Annotated in this window: 12 protein-coding genes; 8 read left to right on the top strand and 4 right to left on the bottom strand. The window is 73.7% G+C overall.

The window, feature by feature from the left end:
* Window positions 1-218: 218 nt before the first annotated feature.
* The 4 genes from WME90_RS02995 to WME90_RS02980 all read right to left on the bottom strand — a co-directional run bounded on the left by WME90_RS02995 (window position 219) and on the right by WME90_RS02980 (window position 7577).
* Window positions 219-1256 carry a TIGR02757 family protein gene (locus tag WME90_RS02995; RefSeq protein WP_437279537.1) on the bottom strand — a complete coding sequence of 346 codons (1038 nt, stop codon included), beginning with the start codon at window positions 1254-1256 and terminating at the stop codon, window positions 219-221.
* Entirely contained in the window at window positions 1253-2944 is a 1692-nt protein-coding gene (locus WME90_RS02990; protein ID WP_437279536.1) for a sensor histidine kinase, read from the bottom strand. The genes WME90_RS02995 and WME90_RS02990 overlap by 4 nt, the downstream gene beginning before the upstream one ends.
* A 12-nt stretch (window positions 2945-2956) precedes the next feature.
* Complete coding sequence (locus WME90_RS02985; protein ID WP_437279535.1) at window positions 2957-4654, bottom strand: GAF domain-containing protein; 1698 nt, start codon at window positions 4652-4654, stop codon at window positions 2957-2959.
* Window positions 4655-5126: 472 nt separating this feature from the next.
* On the bottom strand, window positions 5127-7577 hold the full coding sequence (locus WME90_RS02980) for a thioredoxin domain-containing protein (RefSeq protein ID WP_437279534.1): 2451 nt from the start codon (window positions 7575-7577) through the stop codon (window positions 5127-5129).
* Window positions 7578-8129: 552 nt separating this feature from the next.
* Between WME90_RS02980 and WME90_RS02975 the strand changes: the two genes are divergently transcribed.
* The 8 genes from WME90_RS02975 (at window position 8130) to WME90_RS02940 (ending at window position 20275) form a co-directional block, all read left to right on the top strand.
* On the top strand, window positions 8130-10505 hold the full coding sequence (locus WME90_RS02975) for a hypothetical protein (protein WP_437279533.1): 2376 nt from the start codon (window positions 8130-8132) through the stop codon (window positions 10503-10505).
* A 1-nt stretch (window position 10506) separates the two neighbouring features.
* Window positions 10507-12954 (top strand): hypothetical protein, encoded by a 2448-nt coding sequence (locus WME90_RS02970; protein WP_437279532.1) that lies wholly within the window; start codon window positions 10507-10509, stop codon window positions 12952-12954.
* Window positions 12955-12992: 38 nt separating this feature from the next.
* Complete coding sequence (locus tag WME90_RS02965; protein WP_437279531.1) at window positions 12993-13433, top strand: HU family DNA-binding protein; 441 nt, start codon at window positions 12993-12995, stop codon at window positions 13431-13433.
* Window positions 13434-13617: 184 nt separating this feature from the next.
* Window positions 13618-14847 (top strand): tyrosine--tRNA ligase, encoded by a 1230-nt coding sequence (gene tyrS / locus WME90_RS02960; protein WP_437279530.1) that lies wholly within the window; start codon window positions 13618-13620, stop codon window positions 14845-14847.
* Complete coding sequence (locus tag WME90_RS02955) at window positions 14840-15886, top strand: hypothetical protein (RefSeq protein WP_437279529.1); 1047 nt, start codon at window positions 14840-14842, stop codon at window positions 15884-15886. The genes tyrS and WME90_RS02955 overlap by 8 nt, the downstream gene beginning before the upstream one ends.
* 42 nt (window positions 15887-15928) lie before the next feature.
* Complete coding sequence (locus WME90_RS02950) at window positions 15929-18067, top strand: alpha/beta hydrolase (RefSeq protein ID WP_437279528.1); 2139 nt, start codon at window positions 15929-15931, stop codon at window positions 18065-18067.
* Window positions 18068-18246: 179 nt separating this feature from the next.
* Window positions 18247-19584 carry a metallophosphoesterase gene (locus WME90_RS02945; protein WP_437279527.1) on the top strand — a complete coding sequence of 446 codons (1338 nt, stop codon included), beginning with the start codon at window positions 18247-18249 and terminating at the stop codon, window positions 19582-19584.
* An 85-nt stretch (window positions 19585-19669) separates the two neighbouring features.
* A complete protein-coding gene (locus WME90_RS02940) occupies window positions 19670-20275 on the top strand; it encodes a Uma2 family endonuclease (RefSeq protein ID WP_437279526.1) in 606 nt (201 codons plus the stop codon).
* The last annotated feature ends 9 nt before the right edge of the window (window positions 20276-20284 follow it).

The following is a 20284-nucleotide window of genomic DNA, read 5'->3' as shown; positions in this document are numbered from 1 at the left end:
GGGGGAAGGTCTCCGCGACGGCGCTCGACTGCTCTTTTGCAGGCCCTGTGCCGCTCCTCCCGAATCAGGATTTCGAATACTTATAGCCCACCGCACCAGCCGTCGTTTCACTTCTGCAAATTAAATTTGCAATCTGATTCAAACTCGAAGGACTCCATGTTCTCGATCTGATCAGGTACGTGATTGTTCCGGACGGAAATCTGTCGTGTGTGGCGTGTTCACTTGTCCCAGTGACGGCAGACCGGCTTCACGCCGCACCCCTCGCAGCGGACCGGATCGCGCCGCGACGGGCATTGCTGGAGCATGCCGAGGTGGCAGAGGGCGAAGTCGTACTTGACGGGGTCGGCCGGATCGAAGCCGCGGAGGGCCGCGGTGATCTCCTCTGCCGTCCTCCAGGTGGCGCCCCTTCGGTCGGTGAGCCCGATGTTGTAGCCGAGCTTCTCGATGTGGGTGTCGACAGGGATGAGGAGGGCCGACGGCGGCACGGGCCACAGGCCGAGGTCCACGCCGTCGGCGGGGCGGATCATCCACCGCAGCAGGAGCATGAGCCGCTTGGCGGCGCTGCCCTTCTCGGGGTCGGGGAGGATGTGGGCTGCTCCGCGGTCGTCTGGACGTCGATCGAGGCCGCCCGCGCGCCGGATCGCCCGCACCCAGGCCCCGAGGGCCTGGCGCAGGTCGTGGCACCGCGAGAGCTCGGCCGCGAAGGCCGCGCCGAGCGAGCCCGAGGCCCGCTGCACCCGGCGCGCGCCGACGATCAGCGCGGCGAGGTCGCGATCGCGGTAGATCCGGTGCCGGAAGCCGCGCAGCCGCGCCGAGACGACCCGGGCGTCGTCGGCCGTGAGCGCGATGTCGGGCCCGAGCCGGTCGAGCGCCTCACCGATCTTGGCGTGCAGCGCCTTCACGTTGCCGAAGGCGAGCGACGCGGCGATGAGCGCCACGAGCTCCTGATCGGCCGGGTCGGTGTAGCGATGGACGAAGGACACGGGATCTCGGGCGCGGCGCTCCTCGACGGCGCACCGCGCGCGCACCCCGTCGAGCGCCGCCTTGACCGCGGCGCTCCGCGCGGAGTCCCTCGGCTCGGGCTCCACGTTGCGCGCGGCGTCCCTCCGCTGGGGCTCCGGCTTGCGCGCAGCGCTCCGCGCGGCCTCTCTCCGCTGGGGCGCCGCCTTGACCGGGGCGCCCTCCGGCCGGGGCGCCGCCTTGACCGGGGCGCCCTCCGGCCGGGGCGCCGCCTTACCGCTCCCGCGCGCCCTCACGGCGCCCCCGTGTCCGGCGCCGGCTCGGCGGCGAGCGGCTCGGGCTTCGCGGCGCCCTCCGGCGCCTCCCGGTCGTGCTCCAGCGCGGGGAGCGACACGACGAAGGCGCTGCCGCGCCCGTCGTCGGTCAGCGGGCTCTCGACCCGCACGGCGCCGCCGTGGCTCTCGGCGATGTGCTTCACGAGCGCGAGCCCGATCCCGCTGCCGCGCACCTGCCGCTCGCTCGCTCGCCGCCCGCGCGCGAAGCGCTCGAAGATGTGCTTCTGCTCGTCGGGATCGATGCCCGGCCCGCGGTCGCTCACCCGGATGGCGACCCGCCTCGCCTTGCGCGTGAGCGCGGAGAGGCGCCCGCCGCCGCCGCCCTCGACCTCCACCGCGACGGCGACGCGGCCGCCGTCCTTCGCGTACTTGAGCGCGTTGTCGAGCAGGTTCACGAGGGCGAGCTCGAGCGCGCGCGCGTCGATGAGCGCCTCGGGCAGCCCCTCGGCGATCGTGAGCTCGACGGTCATCTCCTCGCGCTCGGCGCGGTAGCGGTACATGTCGACGGCGCGCGCCGCCACATCGGCGACGCTCCCGCGCGCGAACTCGTAGGCGGCCTTGCCCCGCTCGACGCGGGCGAAATCGAGGACGTTCTCGATGAGCGCGGTGAGCCGCTCGCTCTCGCTCACGATGATCTGCAGGTACTGGCGGCGCTTCTCGTCGTTGGGCACGCGGTCGCCGAGGAGGAGCTCGCCGAACATGCGGACCAGCGAGAGCGGCGTCTTGAGCTCGTGGGACACGTTCGCGACGAAATCGCTCTTCAGCGCCGCGAGCCGCCGCTCGTTCACGGAGGCGAGCACCACGATCGCGAGCCCGGCCAGCGCGACAAGGGCCGAGAAGCCGACCATCAGGATCTCGATCAGGCGCTGCCGCTCGACCTTCTCGCCGAGCTCCTCGGCCGTGGTGAGCGCCATCTGGAGGCGCCAGTTGTAGAGCGTGGTCGGGAACGGCCGCCCGACGGTGAACTCGCCGCCGATGATGGGCGGGCCGAACACGATGCGGCCCTCCTCGTCGATGACGTTCATCCGGCTCTTCTCGCGATCGAGGTCGCGGAAGAGCCGGGGCATCACCTCGTGGACCAGGCGCGGCACCTCGTGCCACGCGACGATGAGGCAGCGGTGCCCCATGTGCTCGCGCTGCCAGTAGCTCACGAGCAGGCTCTGCTGATCGATGACGTGGTGGAGGTGGCGCAGCTCGGTCGTGTCGTCCGAGAAGTTCATCTGCGGCAAGAGGCGCGAGAGCAGGAGCTTGCGGAACGCGTCGTCCTCCCGCCCGGACGCGCCGCGCGAGGCGAACGCGAGCACGTCGTGGGCCTCGTGGTCCATGTCGAGGACCAGGATGGCGCGCACGGTCGGCGTCTCGCGGGCCGCCGTGGGGAGCCACCTCCGGGCGATGACCGAGAGGTTCGCCACGTCGACGTGCGCGGCGACGACGTTGTCCTGGGCGATGATCAGCTTGTCGAGGCGGTCGACGCGCTCGTCGGCGAGCGTGAGCGTCGCGTCGAAGACGGTCTGCTGCCGCGCCTTCTCGATCTGCAGCGTCGTGCGCAGCGCGATCCCTCCGAGCACGAGCACCGCGACGACGATGGCGGGGACGAGGGCGAAGTACGGGACGCGATGGCGCTGCCCGGCGGAGGGGAGGAGGTCCATCGCGCGGCCCCGCTAGCGGGCGGCCTTCTTCGTCCCTGCAGTCACGAGGCCGGGATCGAGGACGACGCCGCGCGCCCCGACGAACTCCGCGAACTGCTGGCCGATGTACGTGAGCGCGTTGCCGTCGCTCTCGGAGAAGGGCCTTCCATCGAGCGGATTGCCGATCTCGAGGAGGCCGAGGTAGCGGCCCGCGAGCTCGACGGGGGCGCAGATGACGCTCCGGAGCTCGACGCCGATCGCCTTCCAGCGCTCGTCCATGGCGCGCTCGTCCTTCGACGCGTCGGGCACCACGACGGCGCGCCTCGACCGCATCGCGGCGAGCGGGAGCGGCGCCCGCTCGGACAGCCTGGCGAGGAGCGCGCTCTTGCCGCCGTACTGCCGGACGACGACGAACTCGCGCCGGTTGATGTCGAACAGCGACACGAGGCCGAGCGCACACGGGATCTTGTCGAGCGTGAGCGCGAGGATGAAGTCTGCGCCGGCGAGGGTGTCCTGGAGGAAGTGCAGATCGCTGCACGCCTCGAACAGCTCGGCGATGAGGTCGTCGCCGGAGAGGCGCCCGTTCTTGGGAGGAAAGGAGGAGCGCCGCCGCGGCGGCGGGGCCGGCGTGGGAGCAGGGGCATCGAGCGGCTCCGGAACGAGCTCGAGACGGGGCAGCGCGCCCTGCTCGCCGGACGGCGCGGAGAGCAGCACCACATCGGCCGACGGCGCGACGGCCGGCCGCGGCACGTCCGCGGGCGGCGCGGCGTCCGCAGACGCCGTGGCCGGCGGCGCAGCAACCGGCGGCGCAGCGTCCGCAGACGCCGTGGCCGGCGGCGCAGCAACCGGCGGCGCAGCGTCCGCAGACGCCGTGGCCGGCGGCGCAGCAACCGGCGGCGCAGGGTTCGCAGGCGGCATGGCCGGCGGCGGTGTGGTGCCGCCGGTGCGCGGGCGGAACTGGATCTCGGGCTCGGCCGAGCGCCAGTCTTTCCAGGCGAGGGTCGCGAGCGGGCCGCGCTGAGGCCGGCCGTCGAAGACATGATCGAACACGGCGATATGGATGAACTTGCCCGGGCGCGCGTCGTCGATGAGCTGCCGTGCGTGCTCGAGCCGGTCGACAAGCAGCGCGCCGACGAGATCGCGCGGGGTGCCCGTCGCGACCGCATAGACGAGCTCTCGGTAGGTGAGCGGCGAGCGATCGGACGGATTCTCCTCGCGCTGCGAGACGAGCTTGTAAGGCGGCAGCGCCGCGGGCGCTCGCTCCGGCGCGGCGGGTCGCTCCGGCGGCGCGTCCCGCCCCGGCGCGGCCTCCGCGCCTTTCGCCGGCTGTGCCGGGGCGCCCGCCTGCTCCGGGACGAGGAGCGCGGTCCCCATCGAGATGAACGGAACCGTGGCCGCGACCGGGCGCTTCCCGGGGAGACGCCCCGCAGGATCGGCCTGCCTGGGAGAAGCCGCCCCGGCCGGCGAAGCGCCCGCTGGAGCGTCCGTCCCATCCGTCAGCGCCGCGTCATCCGGCGCGCGCTGCACGACGTACCGCACGCGCGTCGCCGGATCGATCGCTCGGTAGCCGCTCTCCAGCAGATCGATGGAGAAATTGTTGAGCGGGCCCCCATCGCCGCGGAGCGCCCGGGCCTTCTGCAGCGCGGGCTGCCACTGCGGGGCCTCGACGCACACCTTCCTGCTCGGCGGTGCGTTCTGGCCTAACGATGAGATCTCGACGAACCAACGCATCGTTTGCGGTTCCAATCCGCGCTGGCGCTGACTGGGTCGCGCGCTCTGGCGCGAACATCGTTCTACTCGACGCGCGCGAGAGGGGTCAACGCGCAGACCGCACGGGGAGCGCGCCGGGAGCGCGCGGACCCCTTTGGAGGATGGCGCGAAATGTTCTCAACCGGGACCGGCAAGAAGAATCGGGCCTGTCCTGAAATCATACCGCCCGTGCGGCGAGGCGCCGCGGACGAACCCGTTCGTCCACTGAACGGCCGCCGGGTGTCCCCCGTGGCAGGAGGTCCCCCGCTGCCGATCCGCGCCATCGCGCTGAAAGGGGCCACTCCGCCTCGCTCGTCGCCACGCGATCCGCCGTTCCCTTCGCGGGCGGGATACCGGTCCTACATCCGATCCAGCCCGGGGGACGATCCGGGAGGCCCGACTTTGTAACTCCCCACGTGCGCTGATCCACCCCTGCGGGGGCCGCGCACGCTCGCTATTGGGTCCGCAGGATGATGTGGAAGCCGAACGGCGTCTCCACGACCCCGCTCAGCGCGCCGACAGCGGTGTTCTCCACCGCCCGCTCGAACTCGGGCACCATCATACCCTTCCGGAACGTGCCGAGATCGCCGCCGCGCGCGCGGGCAGACGGCTCGTCGCTGTACTGGGCCGCGAGGTCCTCGAACCTCGCCCCCCGCTGCGCCCTCACGAGCAGCTGCTCGGCAAGCACACGCGCCTCGTCCCGCGTGCGAACGATGTGCGCCGGGGCCCGTCGTGCTCCCACATACATGATGAGCAGGTGCTTGGCCCCCATCTGGCCGGCCGTTGCAGGCGGCTGGGCCGGCGTCGGCTGCGCTGCTCCTGGCTGGGCCGGCGTCGGCTGCGCTGCACCCGGCTGGGCCGGCGTCGGCTGCGCTGCACCCGGCTGGGCCGCGGGCTTGCCCGCGCCGTGGAGCGACTCCTTCGTGGGGGGATCGTGCGGGCCGAGCGCCCTGTCGACGAGCTGCTTGAAGCGCGCGGTCGGCAGCGCGCCGCTGAGAAAGTAGTCGTTGATGGCGAAGGACGGCGTGGCGGCGATGTGCAGGCGCTCGGCGAGCTTCTGGTCCGCCTCCACCGCCGCGCGGTGCGCTCCCGAGTCGAGCGCGGCGCTGAACTTCGCCACGTCGAGGCCGACCGCGGCCGCGTGGCGCTCGAGCGCCTCGCGGCCGAGCCCGTTCTCGGACTGATCCTCCCACAGGCGCTGCGCCATCGCCCAGAAGCCCGCCTCGCCCTTCTGCCGGAACGCCTCGATCGACGCCTCGGCGGCGAGGGGCGCCCGCGTGTGGAAGGGGAGCGGCAGGTGCCTGAAGACGACGCGGACCTTGCCCGGATAAGCGGCGAGGATCTCGTCGATCGTGGGCTGGACGCGCTTGCAGAAAGGGCACTGGAAGTCGGCGAACATCTGGATCGTCACCTTCGCGCCGGGCTTCGCCCCCTTGCCGGGGTTGTCCCTGGTCGGCGCGGGGACGAGGATCCGCTCGGGCGCGTTGCCAGCCCTCGCCTCCTTCTGCAGCGCGTCGTAGACCTTCCCGGGCGGCGTGCCCGCCGCGACGAGCTTCGCTGCGAGCGCGAGCTGCTCGTCGATGAGGGCCTCGAACCTCTCCGCCGGCTGGGCGCCGGCGAGCCGCCTGCCGTTGATGAAGAAATAAGGCGTCCCCGTCGCCTGGAGATCCTGGGCGAGGCGCTGATCGCGCTCGATGCGCGCCGCGTGTCGCCGGGCGGCGATGGCCCTCTGCGCGCGGGCCGCGTCGAGGCCCAGCGACGTCGCGTGCGCCGCGAGGTCTGCATCCTCGAGGCCCCCGGTCTTCAAGAGCTCGCACGCCTTCCAGAACGCCGCGTCGCCCTTCTGCGCCTTGGCCTCCAGCGCGAGCTCTGCGGCGGGCTCGGCCCGCTTGTGGAAGGAGAGCGGGTTGTGCTTGAAGACGACGCGCAGCTGAGCGCCGTACTTCTTTTCGAGGCCGTCGACGGTCGCGGCGACCTTGCGACAGAACGGACACTCGAAGTCAGAGAACATGACCAGCGTGACCGGCGCGCTCGGGTTGCCCCGGATCGGCGACCCGTCGACAGGCACCTTCCACACGATCGTGTCCTCGGGGGCCGGCGGCGAGGGCGGCTTCGGGGCCGGAGCGCGCGCCTTGTTCTGCTCGGACAGGGCCGCGTAGATGCGCTCCTGAGGGACGCCGGTCCGCCGGAGCTCTTCGGCCGCCCGGAGCTGCTCGTCGACGATGGGCCGGAGCTCGTCGATGGGCCGCGCCCCGCTGACGAACACCCCGTTGACGAAGCTCGCCGGGGTCCCCCGGACGCCTGCGGACTGGCCGGCCTCGAGGTCCCGATCGATCTTCGGCGCGTGCCGCTGCGCCTCGAAGGACGCTCGGAACGCCGCCTGATCGGCGCCCGCCTCGGCGGCCCACGCCTCGAACGACTCCGGCGTGAGCGAGCGCTGGTTGGCGAAGGCGAGCTGATGAAACTTCCAGAACGCCTGGGCCCCGCCGAGCCGGAACACCGTCTCGGCCGCCAGGTGCGCCGGGCGCGCGTTCTTGTGGAACGCGAGCGGGAAGTGCTTCCAGACGATGCGCAGCCGATCGGGGCCGTAGGCCTGCTTCAGCTGCTCCAGCGTCGCCATGTACCTGGACGTGAAGGGGCACTCGTAATCGCCCCACACCACGAGGGTGACCGGCGCGAGCGGCTCACCCCACCACGGATCCTCGCGGGTGACGGGCACGGCGGTGCCCGGCTCCGGCTCGGGATCGGCCGCTATGACAGCGGCCGGCGCGGCGAGCGGCGGGAGGACCACAGTCTTCGGCGGCTCGACCGCAGGCGCGGTCCCCGCGCCAGACGCGCAGGCAGCGAGGAAGCTCCAGAGGAGCAGCAGCAACAAGAGACGGGAAGACGGCGGTGACGCAGGCATGAGCCCCCTCGAGTGGCGCGATCCGGCGAGGGATCCTACACGGACGGCCACGGCTCAGGTCGCCCGGGCCACCGTGTCCCGGACCGCGGACGGGGCGCACGACGAGACCCGGCCGGCAAGACAGCGAACACCCGCCAAGAGGCCCCCGCAGGTCCGTCCGCCAACAGGCCGAGCAGCGAGGGATGAAGACAAAAAAAAGAGCGCCCGCTCGACGGTGGGGGGGGAAACCGTCACGGGCGCTCTGCCCGCATCACTCAGCAGGATGCGGGCCAACGGCGTCCGTGCCGAGTTCGGGGACTTTCGCTAGTAAAGTGCCTTGCCCATTTCAATCCTGAAGCAACCGCTTGCAAACGTGCTGGGCAGAGCTGGCGGCCTCATGTGTTCCGCCGCCGGCCGGCAGGCGGGCAGGTCGAGGCCCTCCCGGGGGCTTCCCCGCGCGCCCTCGGGGAGGGGCTCCACGGCTCGGGTCGCGTGAAAGTCGTGTAAAAGAGCCGCGTGTCACCGTCCAGCGCCGACCCCGTATCCTCCTCGCCGCCCGGAGGAGCCGCGCCTTTGCCTCGGCCAAGCAACACCTCCCCCGACGGAACGGACGGGACCGAGGGAACCGAGAGCACGGCCTCCCCGGTCGCCGGCCCGACGACGCCCCCAGGCCGGCTCGATCGCCTTGTCGCGGCCTGGCCGCGCGTCGATCCGGTCCTGTTCGCGGCCTACGCGGGCGCGTGCGTGCTCTACGCCGCGGTCGCGTTCTACAGCGCGATGCACCAGCAGACGGGCGGCATGTGGTCGGCGCCGCTCGACGACGTCTTCATCCACTTCGATTACGCCCGCGCCACCGCGCGCGGGTACCCGTTCGAGTGGTCCGAGGGCAACGGCTTCTCGAGCGGGAACACGAGCCTGAGCTACCCGTTCGTCCTCGCCCTCGGCTACTTCGTCGGCTTCCGCGACGTCCTGCTGATGCAGTGGGCGGCGATCGTCGCCTGCACCTCGACGCTCGGCTTCCTGCTCGTCGGCGCGCGGCTCCTCGAGCCCGTGGGGCGCTGGGCGAAGTACCTGCTGCCGCCGGTCGCGCTCTCCATCGGCGCGCTCGACTGGTCGCTCTTCAGCGGGATGGAAAACGCCTTCCACCTCGGCGTCTGGGCCCTCGCCACCCTCGCGGCGCTCTCGGTCGCCCGCGCGGCCGACGCGCCGCGCGACCCCTCCGCGCGGGCGACGGAGCGCGAGCGCGCCGCGGCGCCGCCGAAGCGCCTCGCCCACCTCGGCTGGGCTGCCGGCCTCGCCGGCGCGCTCCTCTACGTCACCCGGCCGGAGTCGGTCGTCTGCGTGGCGGCGCTGAGCGTGTACGCGGCCATCGCCGTGAGGCGGAGCCACGGCGCGCGCGCGGCGATCGCGACCTTGCTCCGGACGTCGGTGCCCGGCGCGATCGCGTGCCTCGCCCAGGCGGTCGCCAACCGCGTTTTTACCGGCGAGTGGGCGGCGAGCGGCGCCATCGCGAAGCTCGCGCTGAACAACCCGTACATGACGTCCGCCGAGAAGTGGGACACCTACGAGTTCCTCGCGACGTACGTCGTCGCCCGCAACACAAACCACCACTTCTCGGACGCCCTCCCCTGGGGCTGGCTCGTCCCCGCCCTCGCGCTCGTCCCCCTCGCCTCGCGCAGGACCCGCGGGATCGCGGCGCTGCTCTGGGTCCAGGTCGTCGGGTGGCTCGCGCTCGTGGCCCTGAACGGTCAGGTCCGCTGGCAGAACGAGCGCTACACCATGCCCGCGGTCGCCTGGCTGCTGGTGCTCGCGGCGATGGGGCTCGCGCTGCTCGTCGCGCGCGCCGCGTGGGCCGCGGCGGACACCAGCGAGCGCCGCCAGGAGAGGCCCGAGGGCGCCCCGGCCGGGCCCCGGGCGCGGCGCGTAGCCCTCGGCCGCCTCGCGGCCGCCGCGCGCAGCGACGCCGCGGCGCGCGGCCTCTGGTGCGCGCGCGTCGCGCTCGCCCTCGCCCTGGCCGCGATCTTCTGGGCCCACCAGCTGCCCAGGATGCGCGACCAGATCTGGTTCTTCGGCCGCGCCAGCCGCAACATCCGCGATCAGCACATCGTCGCCGGCAAGATCCTCGCCCAGCTCGACGTGCACCGCGTCCTCGTCGGCGACGCGGGCGCGCTCCTCTACGCGTCGGACCGGCCCGGGCTCGACCTCATCGGGCTCGGCGGCTACCACGACCTCCCGTTCGCGCGCGCGGGTGTCCACGGGCTGGGCGCCTCGCTGGAGCTCATCGAGCGCATCCCCGCCGACGACCGCCCCGACACGCTGGCCATCTACCCGGGCTGGTGGGGCGACCTCCCGGCCATCTTCGGCAAGCGGATCGCCGCGATCCCCGTCGTCGGCAACGTGATCTGCGGCGGCGCGGAGAAGGTCATCTACCAGGCCGACTGGAGCCCGCTCGCGTACGGCGAGGCGCCCGCGTCGATGCGCGCGGACGAGCGGATCGTCGACGAGCTCGACGTCGCCGACCTCGTGAGCGAGCGGGACCACGGCTACGCCTTCCCGCGGCCGCAGGCCGGCTTCGTCAGCTTCAGCGTCCTCCGGGATCGGCGCGGCTCCGGGGGCGATCGCTTCGACGCGGGGCGCGTCATCCCGGGCGGCAGGACCGAGACGGCCCGCCTCCGCGCCCCCCGCGACGGCCAGGGCAGGCTCGTGATCCGCACCGCCGCGCCCCGCGCCGCCGTGGTCCGCGCGGCGGCGGACGGCCGGGAGCTCGGCGACCTCGCGCTCCACAAGAGCGGCGGCTGGACCGAGGCCTCGCTCGACCTGCCCAAGGACCTGCCCGAGACGTTCACGCTCACGCTCACGCCGGTCGACGGGGACTGGGTGGATCACCACGTCTGGATCCTCGAGCGCCCCGCGCGCGGCGTCGGCGCGCGCCCGCTCGCCGGGCAGTGACGTGCGCGCCGGCCTGCCCCGCGACCCAGCGCAGTGGATCGCGCTCGCGCTCGCCCTCGCCGCGCTGCTCGCCGGGGCCTGGCTACTCCGCCGCGGCCGCTCGCCCGCGATCGAGCGCGCCGCCCCCGAGCCTCCGCGTCCCGGCGCCGCGCGATCGGGCCCCGGCCCCGCACCCGGCGCCGGCGCGGCCCCGGGCGCCGCGATCGCCGCGGCCCTCGCGGCCGTCGCCGCGCTGCTCTCGGCCGCGTACGTCGCGGTCTACCTGCGGGGCGGCCCCCGGATCATCGACGCGACGAGCTACTGGCTCGAGGCGCGCGCGATGGCGGCCGGCTACCTCGCGTGGCCGCTCGACGAGCCCGCGGCGTCCGTGCTGGGCCGCTTCCTCGTCCGCAGCGACGCGATGGCCGACACGATGGCCCGGCGCGGCGCGGCCGAGGTCGCGGTCCTCTTTCCGCCGGGCTACCCCGCCCTGCTCGCGCTGGGCTTCCTCGCGGGCGCGCCGCTCGCGGTCGGTCCGGTGCTCGCCGCCGCGCTCGCGATCGCCACGTACGACCTGGCCGCGCGGTTCGCGCCGGAGGACCCGGCCCCGGCCGGGAGCGCCGCCCCGATCCGCTTCGTGCCGATCGTCGCCGCGCTCTTCTCGGCGCTCTGCGCCGCGCTCCGCTACCACACGGCCGACACGATGTCGCACGGGCTCGCGGCCCTCTGCTTCACGGTCGCGCTGGCGTCGACGCGGCGGGCGCTCGACGACGCCCGCGCCGCCACGGCGACGGGCGCCCCGACGGGGCCTCTGGGTCCGGCGGTCCGCGCCGCCGCGCTCGCCGGGCTCGCCGCAGGCTGGCTCGCGGCGACGCGCCCGCCGAGCGCGCTCGCCCTCGCCGCGACGCTGCCCTTCGTGCTGCTGCCGGCGGGCGCGCCGGAGCGCGCTGCGGCCGGTCCTCGCGACGGCGATCCGGCGCCGCGCCGCTCGCGCGGGCTCGCGCGGCTCGCCGCGGCGATGGCGATCGGCGCCCTCCCCGGCCTCGCGCTGCTCGCGGCCCACCAGCGCGCCGCCACGGGCGCCTTCGCCTCGTCGCAGGCCGCGTACTACGCGGTCTCGGACGGCCCGCCCGGCTGCTTCCGCTACGGCTTCGGCGCCGGCGTCGGCTGCGTCGGCGAGCACGGCGACTTCGTCCGTCATAACCTCCCGGAAGGATACGGCTTTCTAGCCGCTGCCGGCACCACGCTGCGCCGCCTGAAGCTCCACCTCGTCGACGCGCTCAACGCCGAGCCGCTCGCGCTGCTCGTGATCGTCGGCGCCGCGATCGCCTTGCGGCGGCGGCGCTCGCGCGCCCTCGCGATCGCCCCGCTCCTCCAGATCGCCGCCTACGCCCCCTTCTATTTCGACGGCAACTACCCGGGAGGCGGCGCGCGCTTCTTCGCGGACGTGCTGCCGGTGGAGCACGTCCTCGCCGCCATGGCCGCCCTCGCGCTCGCGGAGCGCGCCGCGACGGCGGCGCCCATGGAGCGCGGCCCGGCGCGCCGGCGTGGCGCGCTCCTCCCGGCGGCGCTCCTCGCGGCGGCGCTCCCGCTCGCCGGCTTCGCGTTCCGCGCTGGCTTCGAGCACGCCGCGCTCCGCGATCGCGAGGGCGGCCTGCCCATGTTCGATCCCGCCGCCGTCGCGCGCGCGGGCGTCTCGCGCGGCCTCGTGTTCGTCGACACGGATCACGGCTTCAACCTCGGCTTCGACCCCGCCCCTGGCGACGTCGCGGTGCTGCGCTACCGGGGCGACGCCATCGATCGGATGGCATGGGAGGCCCGCGGTCGTCCCCCCGCTTACCGCTACCGCTTCTCGATCCCGGACGGCGGCGGCCTCGCCTCGGTCTCGATCACGCCGCTCGCCTTCGACGCCGCGCCGCCCCGCGAGGCCCGCATCGAGGGCGAGTCGCTGTGGCCGCCCCGCGAGCAGCGCGGCGCCTTCGCGCTGCCCGAGCACGCCGGCGGCACGTGCGCGTCAGGCGGGCGCCTCCTCGCGGTGCACGCGGCGGGGCGCGGCGAGGCCGTCGTCCGGGTCGGCCTGCCCGCCCCGTGGCTCCGCGGCGCCCGGGTCAGCCCGCGCGTGGCGGTGTCGGGCAACGGCGCCGGCGAGGTGCGCCTCCTCGTCGACGGCGCCCTGCTCCACGTCTGGCGGGTCGAGCCCGCCACGCCGGGCTCCCCGGGCGAGCCGCTCGCCTGCGCCGAGCTCCCCCCAACTCCGATCCCCGAGCACGCCGTCGGGACCGTCGAAATCGAGCTCGCCCTCGCCCGCGGCACGGCCGCGAGCCCTCCTGGAGGCCCGGACCGCCCGGAACCGGGACCGGAGCCGAAATCGAGGCCAGAGAAGACTAAGGAGAGGCCTGAGGAGGAGACTGGAGGCCTCTTCGCGCTCGACGCGCTCTCGGTTGTGGGCGGGAATTCGGTTGACCGCTAGTCCCGTAACATGCGAGCTTTTCATAGGATTCTGTTGTCGTGCGGCTCCTGGAGCGGCGCATCCCCTGGAGCTCTGCGGTGGAAAGCGGCAAGTCGAGCGCCGGCGGCGGTCCGCTCGGGTGGGGGAGGTGGACCATGACGAAAAGCGAGCTCATCGACGCGATCGCGGGACGGGGAGAGCTCACCAAGGCTCGAGCGGAGCTCGTTGTGAACTGCGTCTTCGACGCGATGACGCAGGCGCTCCAGCGCAACGAAGGCATCGAGATCCGCGGGTTCGGAAGCTTCACCGTCAGGCCGTACAAGCCTTACAGCGGCAGGAACCCGCGCACGGGCCAGCCGGTGCCCGTGCCCGCCAAGCGCCTCCCGTTCTTCAAGGTCGGCAAGGAGCTCAAGGAGCTCGTCAACGCGAGCCGCGCCTACGCGATCTCGGGCGACGACGATGACGAGGACGAGGACGACGACGAGACCGACGACGAATGAGGCGACGCGCGGGCACGTCCATGACGTGACTTGCCCCACGACGTGACGACGTCGTTCGCTGCGCCCTCGCCGATCGCCGCCGCCTGATCGCCCCCACGCCCTCTTCGCTTCCACGCCCTCGCCGCGCGCCGAGGCGCGTCGCCCCCTGGCGGGCGGTTCCGCTGCGCGGTAGAAGCGGGCCCCCATGGTCCCCGCCGAACGTCAGCTCCAGATCCTCTGCAAGGGTGTCGTCGACCTCCACGTCCGGGCCGAGCTCGAGGAGCGGATCCGCGAGGGCAAGCCGCTGCGCGTGAAGGCCGGCTTCGACCCGACCCGCCCCGATCTCCACCTCGGTCACACGGTGGTGATGCAGAAGATGCGGGAGTTCCAGGAGCTCGGACACCACGTCGTCTTCGTGGTCGGCGACTTCACGGCGATGGTCGGCGATCCGACCGGCAAGAACGAGCTGCGCCCGCGGCTCTCGCGCGAGGAGGTCGTCGCCGCGGCGGAGACGTACCAGGCGCAGGCGTTCAAGGTCCTCGACCGGAACAAGACCGAGGTCCGCTACAACTCCGAGTGGCTGAACAAGCTCGATCCGACGCAGATGATCGAGCTCTGCGCGAAGTACACGGTCGCCCGCATGCTGGAGCGCGACGACTTCAAGAAGCGCTACGAGGAGGCGCGGCCCATCTACGTGCACGAGTTCATGTACCCGCTCCTCCAGGCGTACGACTCGGTCGAGCTCGAGGCCGACATCGAGCTCGGCGGCACCGATCAGCTCTTCAACCTGCTCGTGGCGCGCGACCTGATGCCCCGCTACGGCAAGCGGGCCCAGATGGTCATGACGATGCCGCTCCTCGAGGGCACGAACGCCCGCGTCGAGGACGGGAAGGTCGTCGGCGCCAAGATGTCGAAGAGCGCGGACAACTACGTCGGCATCACCGAGCCGCCGTTCGACATGCTGCAGAAGCTGATGCTCGTCGATGACGGCGTGATCTGGCGGTACATGGAGCTCCTGTCGTCGCGCCCGCCCGAGGAGATCGCCGGCCTGCGGGACGCCGTCCGCCGCGGCGAGCAGGGCGTCATCGCGGTGAAGGAGCTCTTCGCGCAGGAGATCGTCACGCGCTTCCACTCGGCCGAGGACGCGAGCGCGGCCCTCGAGCGGCGCCGCAGCGTCGCGGCCGGCGGCCTGCCGGAGAACATCGAGGAGCTCCACGTGGCGAGCGACCGCGACACGATCCCGATCGGCAACGCGCTGGCGCTGGCGGGGCTCGCCGAGTCGACCTCCGCGGCGCGGCGCCTCGTGAAGGGCGGCGCGGTCCACCTCGACGGCGAGGTGGTCAAGGACGAGCAGCTCAAGCTCGAGCGTGGGAAGCGCTTCCTGGTCCGCGTCGGCTCGAAGAACCGCCGCTTCGCCTACCTCGTCGTTGGCTGACGCGCCCGGGCGAGGGCCTCTCCGGCGCGCCGTGCTCGGCGGCGTCCTGGGCTGCATCGCCGGCCTCGCGCTGCCCTCGTGCGGCGGCGCGCCGCGTCCGCCCGCCCGGTCGAGCCCGCCGCTGCCGCCGCTCGCCACGGCGGACCTGACGCGCCTCTTGCCGCAGGCGGGGCTGAGGTGGCTGCTCCTCGTCCGGCCCCGCGAGGTCGCGGCGGTGCCCTGGCTCATCCCGTCGATCGCGCTCGTGGCGCCCGAGGAGAACCTGGCCCGCCACGCCCGCGCGACGGGCGTGGATCTGCGGCAGGTGCGCGAGGCCGCGATCGCGTCGTACGCGGGCCCGGGGACGGCGGGCGACGCCACGTTCTACGTGGCGCGCCACAGCGGCGATCCGCGCGCCATCGAGCGCCTCTTCCGGCAGCGGCTCACGGGCAAGGAGCGGCGCGCGCTCGATCGTCCGGACGTCGTGCGGGTGACGGGCGACATCGGCACGACGCCGCACGCGCTGGTGCTGCTCGGCGAGGACGTGGCCGGCGTGCAGGACGGCGGCAGCCCGCTGCGCGGGCCGGCGCGCGTCGCGTCGCTGTACGCGCTCGGGCGCCTCAAGCGCTCGCCCGCGGCGCTCTCGGACGGCCCGCTGCGCGCGCTCGAGGCCCGCCTCGGCCCGGCGCCCGTGCGCGCGTTCGCGCCGGGGCCGTTCGACGGGGAGCTCGCCCGCGGCGCGCGGGGGCTGCTCGCGGCGGCGACCGCCGTGGGCGCGGCCGCGAGGCCGAGCGCGCGCGAGGGGATCGCGCTCGCGATCGCGGTGGCGGGCGACTTCTCGACGAGCGGGGAGGCCGCCTCGGAGGAGCTGCTCGCGGCCTGGAACGAGCTCGCGCGCGGCTCGTTCGGCCACCTGCTCGGGCTGGACACGCCGGTCGAGCCGCCGCTCGGCACCCACGCGCCGGACGCGGTGGCCGTCGCGGTCGAGCTGAACCCGCGGGCGCTCGCCCGGGGGCTCGCTGCGGCGACCGGCGAGCGCGTCGCGGAGATGCTGAGGTAGGCGCGGCGGCGCCTCGCCGGTAAATTGGGTGCCGTGAGCGCCATGCCCACCACGACCAGCGGCTTCTTCCTGCAGTGCGCCTCCCGCGGCACGCTCGAGCTCGTCTTGCCCGCCGCCGACGCGCCGTTCGGCGTCGAGCACCACCGCCGCGACGAGGCCTCCGGGCCGTGGCGTCACGTGGCGACGTTCGCCAGCGGCCTCGGGCCGGTCGAGGCGGTGTCGCTCATCCAGAGCAACTTCGGCGATCCAGGCCACCTCGAGGCGGTGGTGCGCGCCGGGGATCGGCTGGCCGCGTTCTGGTGCGCGCCCTCGAGCGAGCCAAAGTGGAGCGAGCCGCGCTTCTTCGCGCAGGGCGCGGCCGGCGATCCCGCCCTGATCCAGGGCGGCTTCGGGGGCAAAGGCAACTTCGAGCTCGTGGTGCCTCACGCGAGCGGCGGGATCGCGCACTACCACCGCGACAACGACACCGCCGAGCTCGGCTGGCATGGCCCGGTGATCTTCGGCGAGGGGCTCGGTCGATTCGAGGCGGTCGCGATGATCCAGCGCGTGGTCAACGCGCCGCACGCGCCGCACGGACCGCGCGTGCCCGGCGACCTCGAGGTCGTCGCGCGCGTCGGCGATCGCCTTCTGATATTCTGGCGCTCTCCCGGGCTCGGGGCTGCATGGCAAGGCCCGGACGAGGTGGTCTCCGGGGTCCGCGGCACACCGGCGCTCTTCCGGAGCCCGTCCGGCGGACATGGCGCGCTCGAGCTGTTCTCGCCGCTCGCGCGCGTGGGGCTCGCGCGGTGGTGCCGCGACGACGGGGCGCGCTTCCGCGGACCGACCGTGTTCGCCACCGATCTGGGCCAGTGCGAGGCGGTATCGGTGATCGAGAGCTGGCCGCTCGCTCGAATCGAGCTCGCCGTGCGCGCCGAAGGGCGGATCGTCCACGCGGCGCGCGAGGGTGCGGTCTGGTCGCAGCGAGCGATCCTCGGCGCCGCGTCCCCTTCCCCGGCGGACGTCTCCGCTCCGGCGACGCCGCCGCCCGCTGCAACGAGCTCTCGCCCGCCCCCCTCCACGAGCTCTCGCCCACCTGCCGCTACGACCTCTCGTCCACCTGCCGCCACCGCATCTCGTCCACCTGCCGCCACGACCGCTCGCCCGCCTGCCGCCACGGCCTCTCGCCCGCCCCCCTCCACGAGCTCGCCTCCGCCTGCGCCGCTCCCTACCGGCGCTGCACCGCGGCTGCGCACCGGACCGCACCGGGCGGGGTTCCGGCGCATCGGCGCGCTCTCGCTGTCGGCGGACGCCCGCTACACGGACGCGTGGCCGTTCCAGGGTGCGATCTACGGATGTCCCGCGCGGGGCGCCGCGCTGCTCTACTACCCAGCGTCCGCGGACGGCGAGGAGGCGCCGCTCTCGCCGGGAGGCCCGTTCCCGGTCATCGCGATCGCCCACGAGCGGCGCCTCGCCACGAGCGCGGCCACCGCCGGGTCGCCCACGGGTCTCGGCCAGGACTACCGCCAGCTCGCCGGCGTGATGGCGCACCTCGCGCGGTGGGGCTTCGTCGTCGTCGCGCCCGATCTCTCGTGGCTCACGCCCGACGACGCGCCGCTGCGCCGCGCGGCGACGCTCCGGGATGCGCTCTCGTACCTCCGGGCCGGCTCGCGGGGCCCGCTCCTGGCCGACTTCGATCGGGTGGGCCTGCTCGGCCACGGGCTCGGCGCGCAGGCCGCTCTCGCGCTCGCGCTCGACGCCGCCTGCCCGTTCGATGTTCGCGCCCTCGCGCTGCTCGCGCCGGTGGGCACCCCCGAGCGACCGCCGCTCATCGACACGCTCTCGCCTCGCCCTGTGCTCGTCGTCCGCGGCACCGCGGACCCCATCGCCGCCGCCGTCCCGGCGGCGCTCTACGACCGCGCGCGCGCTCCGAAGCACCTCGTGACCCTGCCCGGCGCGAACCATTTCAGCTACACGACGTCGCTCGGCCTCGTCGAGCCGCTCGACGGCCACGCCGGGCTCTCGCGGCGCGAGCAGCAGGCGATCGCGATGGGCTACCTCGCCGCGTTCTTCAGCGGCTACCTCCGGGACGCGCGCGACGGCCTCGACGCGCTCTCGGGCAAGGAGCCGCTCGAGGGGCTCGAAGCAAGGGAGATCCCGGTCAGCGCCGAGCTGCCCGACGGCGGCGCTGGCTCCCAGGGCTAGCCGCGCGGCCTGCCGCCGGCGCACCGGCCGCTGACCGCTCGCGGCGCCCTCGACGCCTTGCGGGTGAAAGACATCCGCGCGCTCGCCACGGTGTATCCCTGCCCAGAGAGCCCTGCGCGCAGCGCTGCCGGCGCCGTCGCGGCCGAGCGCGCGAGCAACGCAATGCTACTTTCGATCGCGTGTACCAGCTCGGCGGCCTCGCGGTCACGCTCGTCAACGGCCTCCTCGGCCTGATCCTCTGGCGGCGGCTGCGCGCGGCGTCCCCTCGATATGGAGCGCTCATCAGCGGGCTCTGCGCCGCGGGGCTGCTGCTGGCCACGCTCCCGGCGCTGCTCATGGCCGCGGCGAGCTTCTCGGGGCTGCGCGCGCTCCAGCGCCACGCCCCGGAACCGCTGGTGCTGATGGCCATGGGCGCCCAGGTGGGCCTGCTCCTGTACGGGCTGTTGCTTTGGCTCGCCGCGCTCGCGAGCGCGGCCGTCCGGGCGCTCCGCCGGCTACGGCCGCCCCGCGACGCCCGGGCTGCGATCGATGCTCGAACCGCCACAAACACGCAGGCCACCGCAGGCGCTCAGGCCGATCCGACCGCTCAGGACATCCGGACGCCTGGGGGCAGCGAGACCAGGCAGGAAGCCGTCGACGAGCGCCGACGCCGCCTCGTCGTCGGCGCGACATGGGCGCTGCCCGCCGCGGCGGTCGCGGTGTCGATGGGCGGCGTGCTCGCCTCGCGACAGCGTCCGGTCGTGGTGAGGCTCGCGCTGCCTGTGCGCCGAGAGCTGACGAGCCTGCACGGCATCACCATCGCGCAGCTCAGCGACGTCCACGTCGGCAGCTTCATGGACGCGGAGCGGCTCGACGAGCTCCGCGACGCCATGAACGCGCTCCGCGCGGACATCCACGTCGTCACCGGCGATCTGCTCGATCACCACGTCTCGCAGCTCGAGCTGTCCACGCGGCTGCTCCGGGGCCTGCGCCCCGCCCGCGGGCAGCTCTTCTTCTGCATGGGAAACCACGAGTACATCGCCGCGCGGTCGGCCGCCGTGGGGACGATCGTGGAGGGCCTCGAGGAAGCGGGCGCCCAGGTGCTCGTCGACGAGGCGCGGGAGGTCCGCCTCGGCGGTGATCACCTGTGGATGGGCGCCATCGATTACCCGAGCCGCGCGCGCCCGGGAGAGCCCGCCCGGCGCCCGACGCGCGACGGCCTGGAACGAGCGCTCGGCCAGATGCGGGACGACGGCGCGCCGCGCGTCCTCCTCAGCCACCACCCGGGCACGTTTCGCACCGCGCGCGAGCTCCCCTTCGATCTGATGCTGTCCGGCCACACCCACGGCGGGCAGATCTCGCTGGGCCGGATCGGCGATTACGCCCTCACGCCGATGTTGCCCGCCGGTCTCTACCACAACGGGCACTACGAGCACCGCGGCCGTCGGCTCCACGTCAACGCCGGCGCCGGGGGCTGGCTGCCGGTCCGCATCAACTGCCCGCCCGAGATCACGCTCGTCGAGCTCGTGCCCGCCTGACGCCGCAGGAAGGGTCCCGCCCTCGGCGCGCCTGCGGAGCCCTCGCCCGTGGACGCGCTCCGTCTCTCGGGTGAAACTGCGGGACATGGCACAAGCCGCGGTCCGCACCGGCCTTTCGCCGCAGGAATACCTGGACTTCGAGCGTTCGTCGCCGCTTCGCCACGAATACGCGGACGGTGAGCTCTTCGCCATGGCGGGCGGCACGCTGGAGCACAGCGCTATCGCCGCGAACATCCTCGGTGAGCTGCGGAACGCGCTCCGTGGTCGGGGGTGCCGGGTGCTCACCTCCGACATGCGCATCAAAATCGCTGCGACGCGCCGCTACGTGTACCCCGACGGCGCCGTCGTTTGCGCACGTCCCGAGTTCGAAGACGAGCAGCGCGACTCGCTCCTGAACCCACGCGTCGTCGTCGAGGTGCTCTCCGACTCCAGCGAGGCCTATGATCGCGGGGACAAGTTCGCCCAGTACAGGACGCTGCCGTCGCTCGAGGAGTACGTGCTCGCGTCGCAGAAGGCGCCGCGAATCGAGGTGTTCACGCGGCAGCCGGACGGGAGCTGGCTGCTCCGGATCCACGGCCCCGGCGAGCGCGCGGAGCTGTCCTCCCTCGACGGCGCGCTCGACGTCGACCGGGTGTACCTGGACGTCTTCGAACAGGACGCGACGGCAGGAGCGCCGCAGGACGCGCCCTGAACCGCGAAC

Origin of the sequence: Sorangium sp. So ce375 (genome assembly GCF_051473855.1) — a bacterium.
GTDB lineage: Bacteria > Myxococcota_A > Polyangia > Polyangiales > Polyangiaceae > Sorangium.
This window is presented reverse-complemented; position numbering and strand designations above follow the sequence as displayed.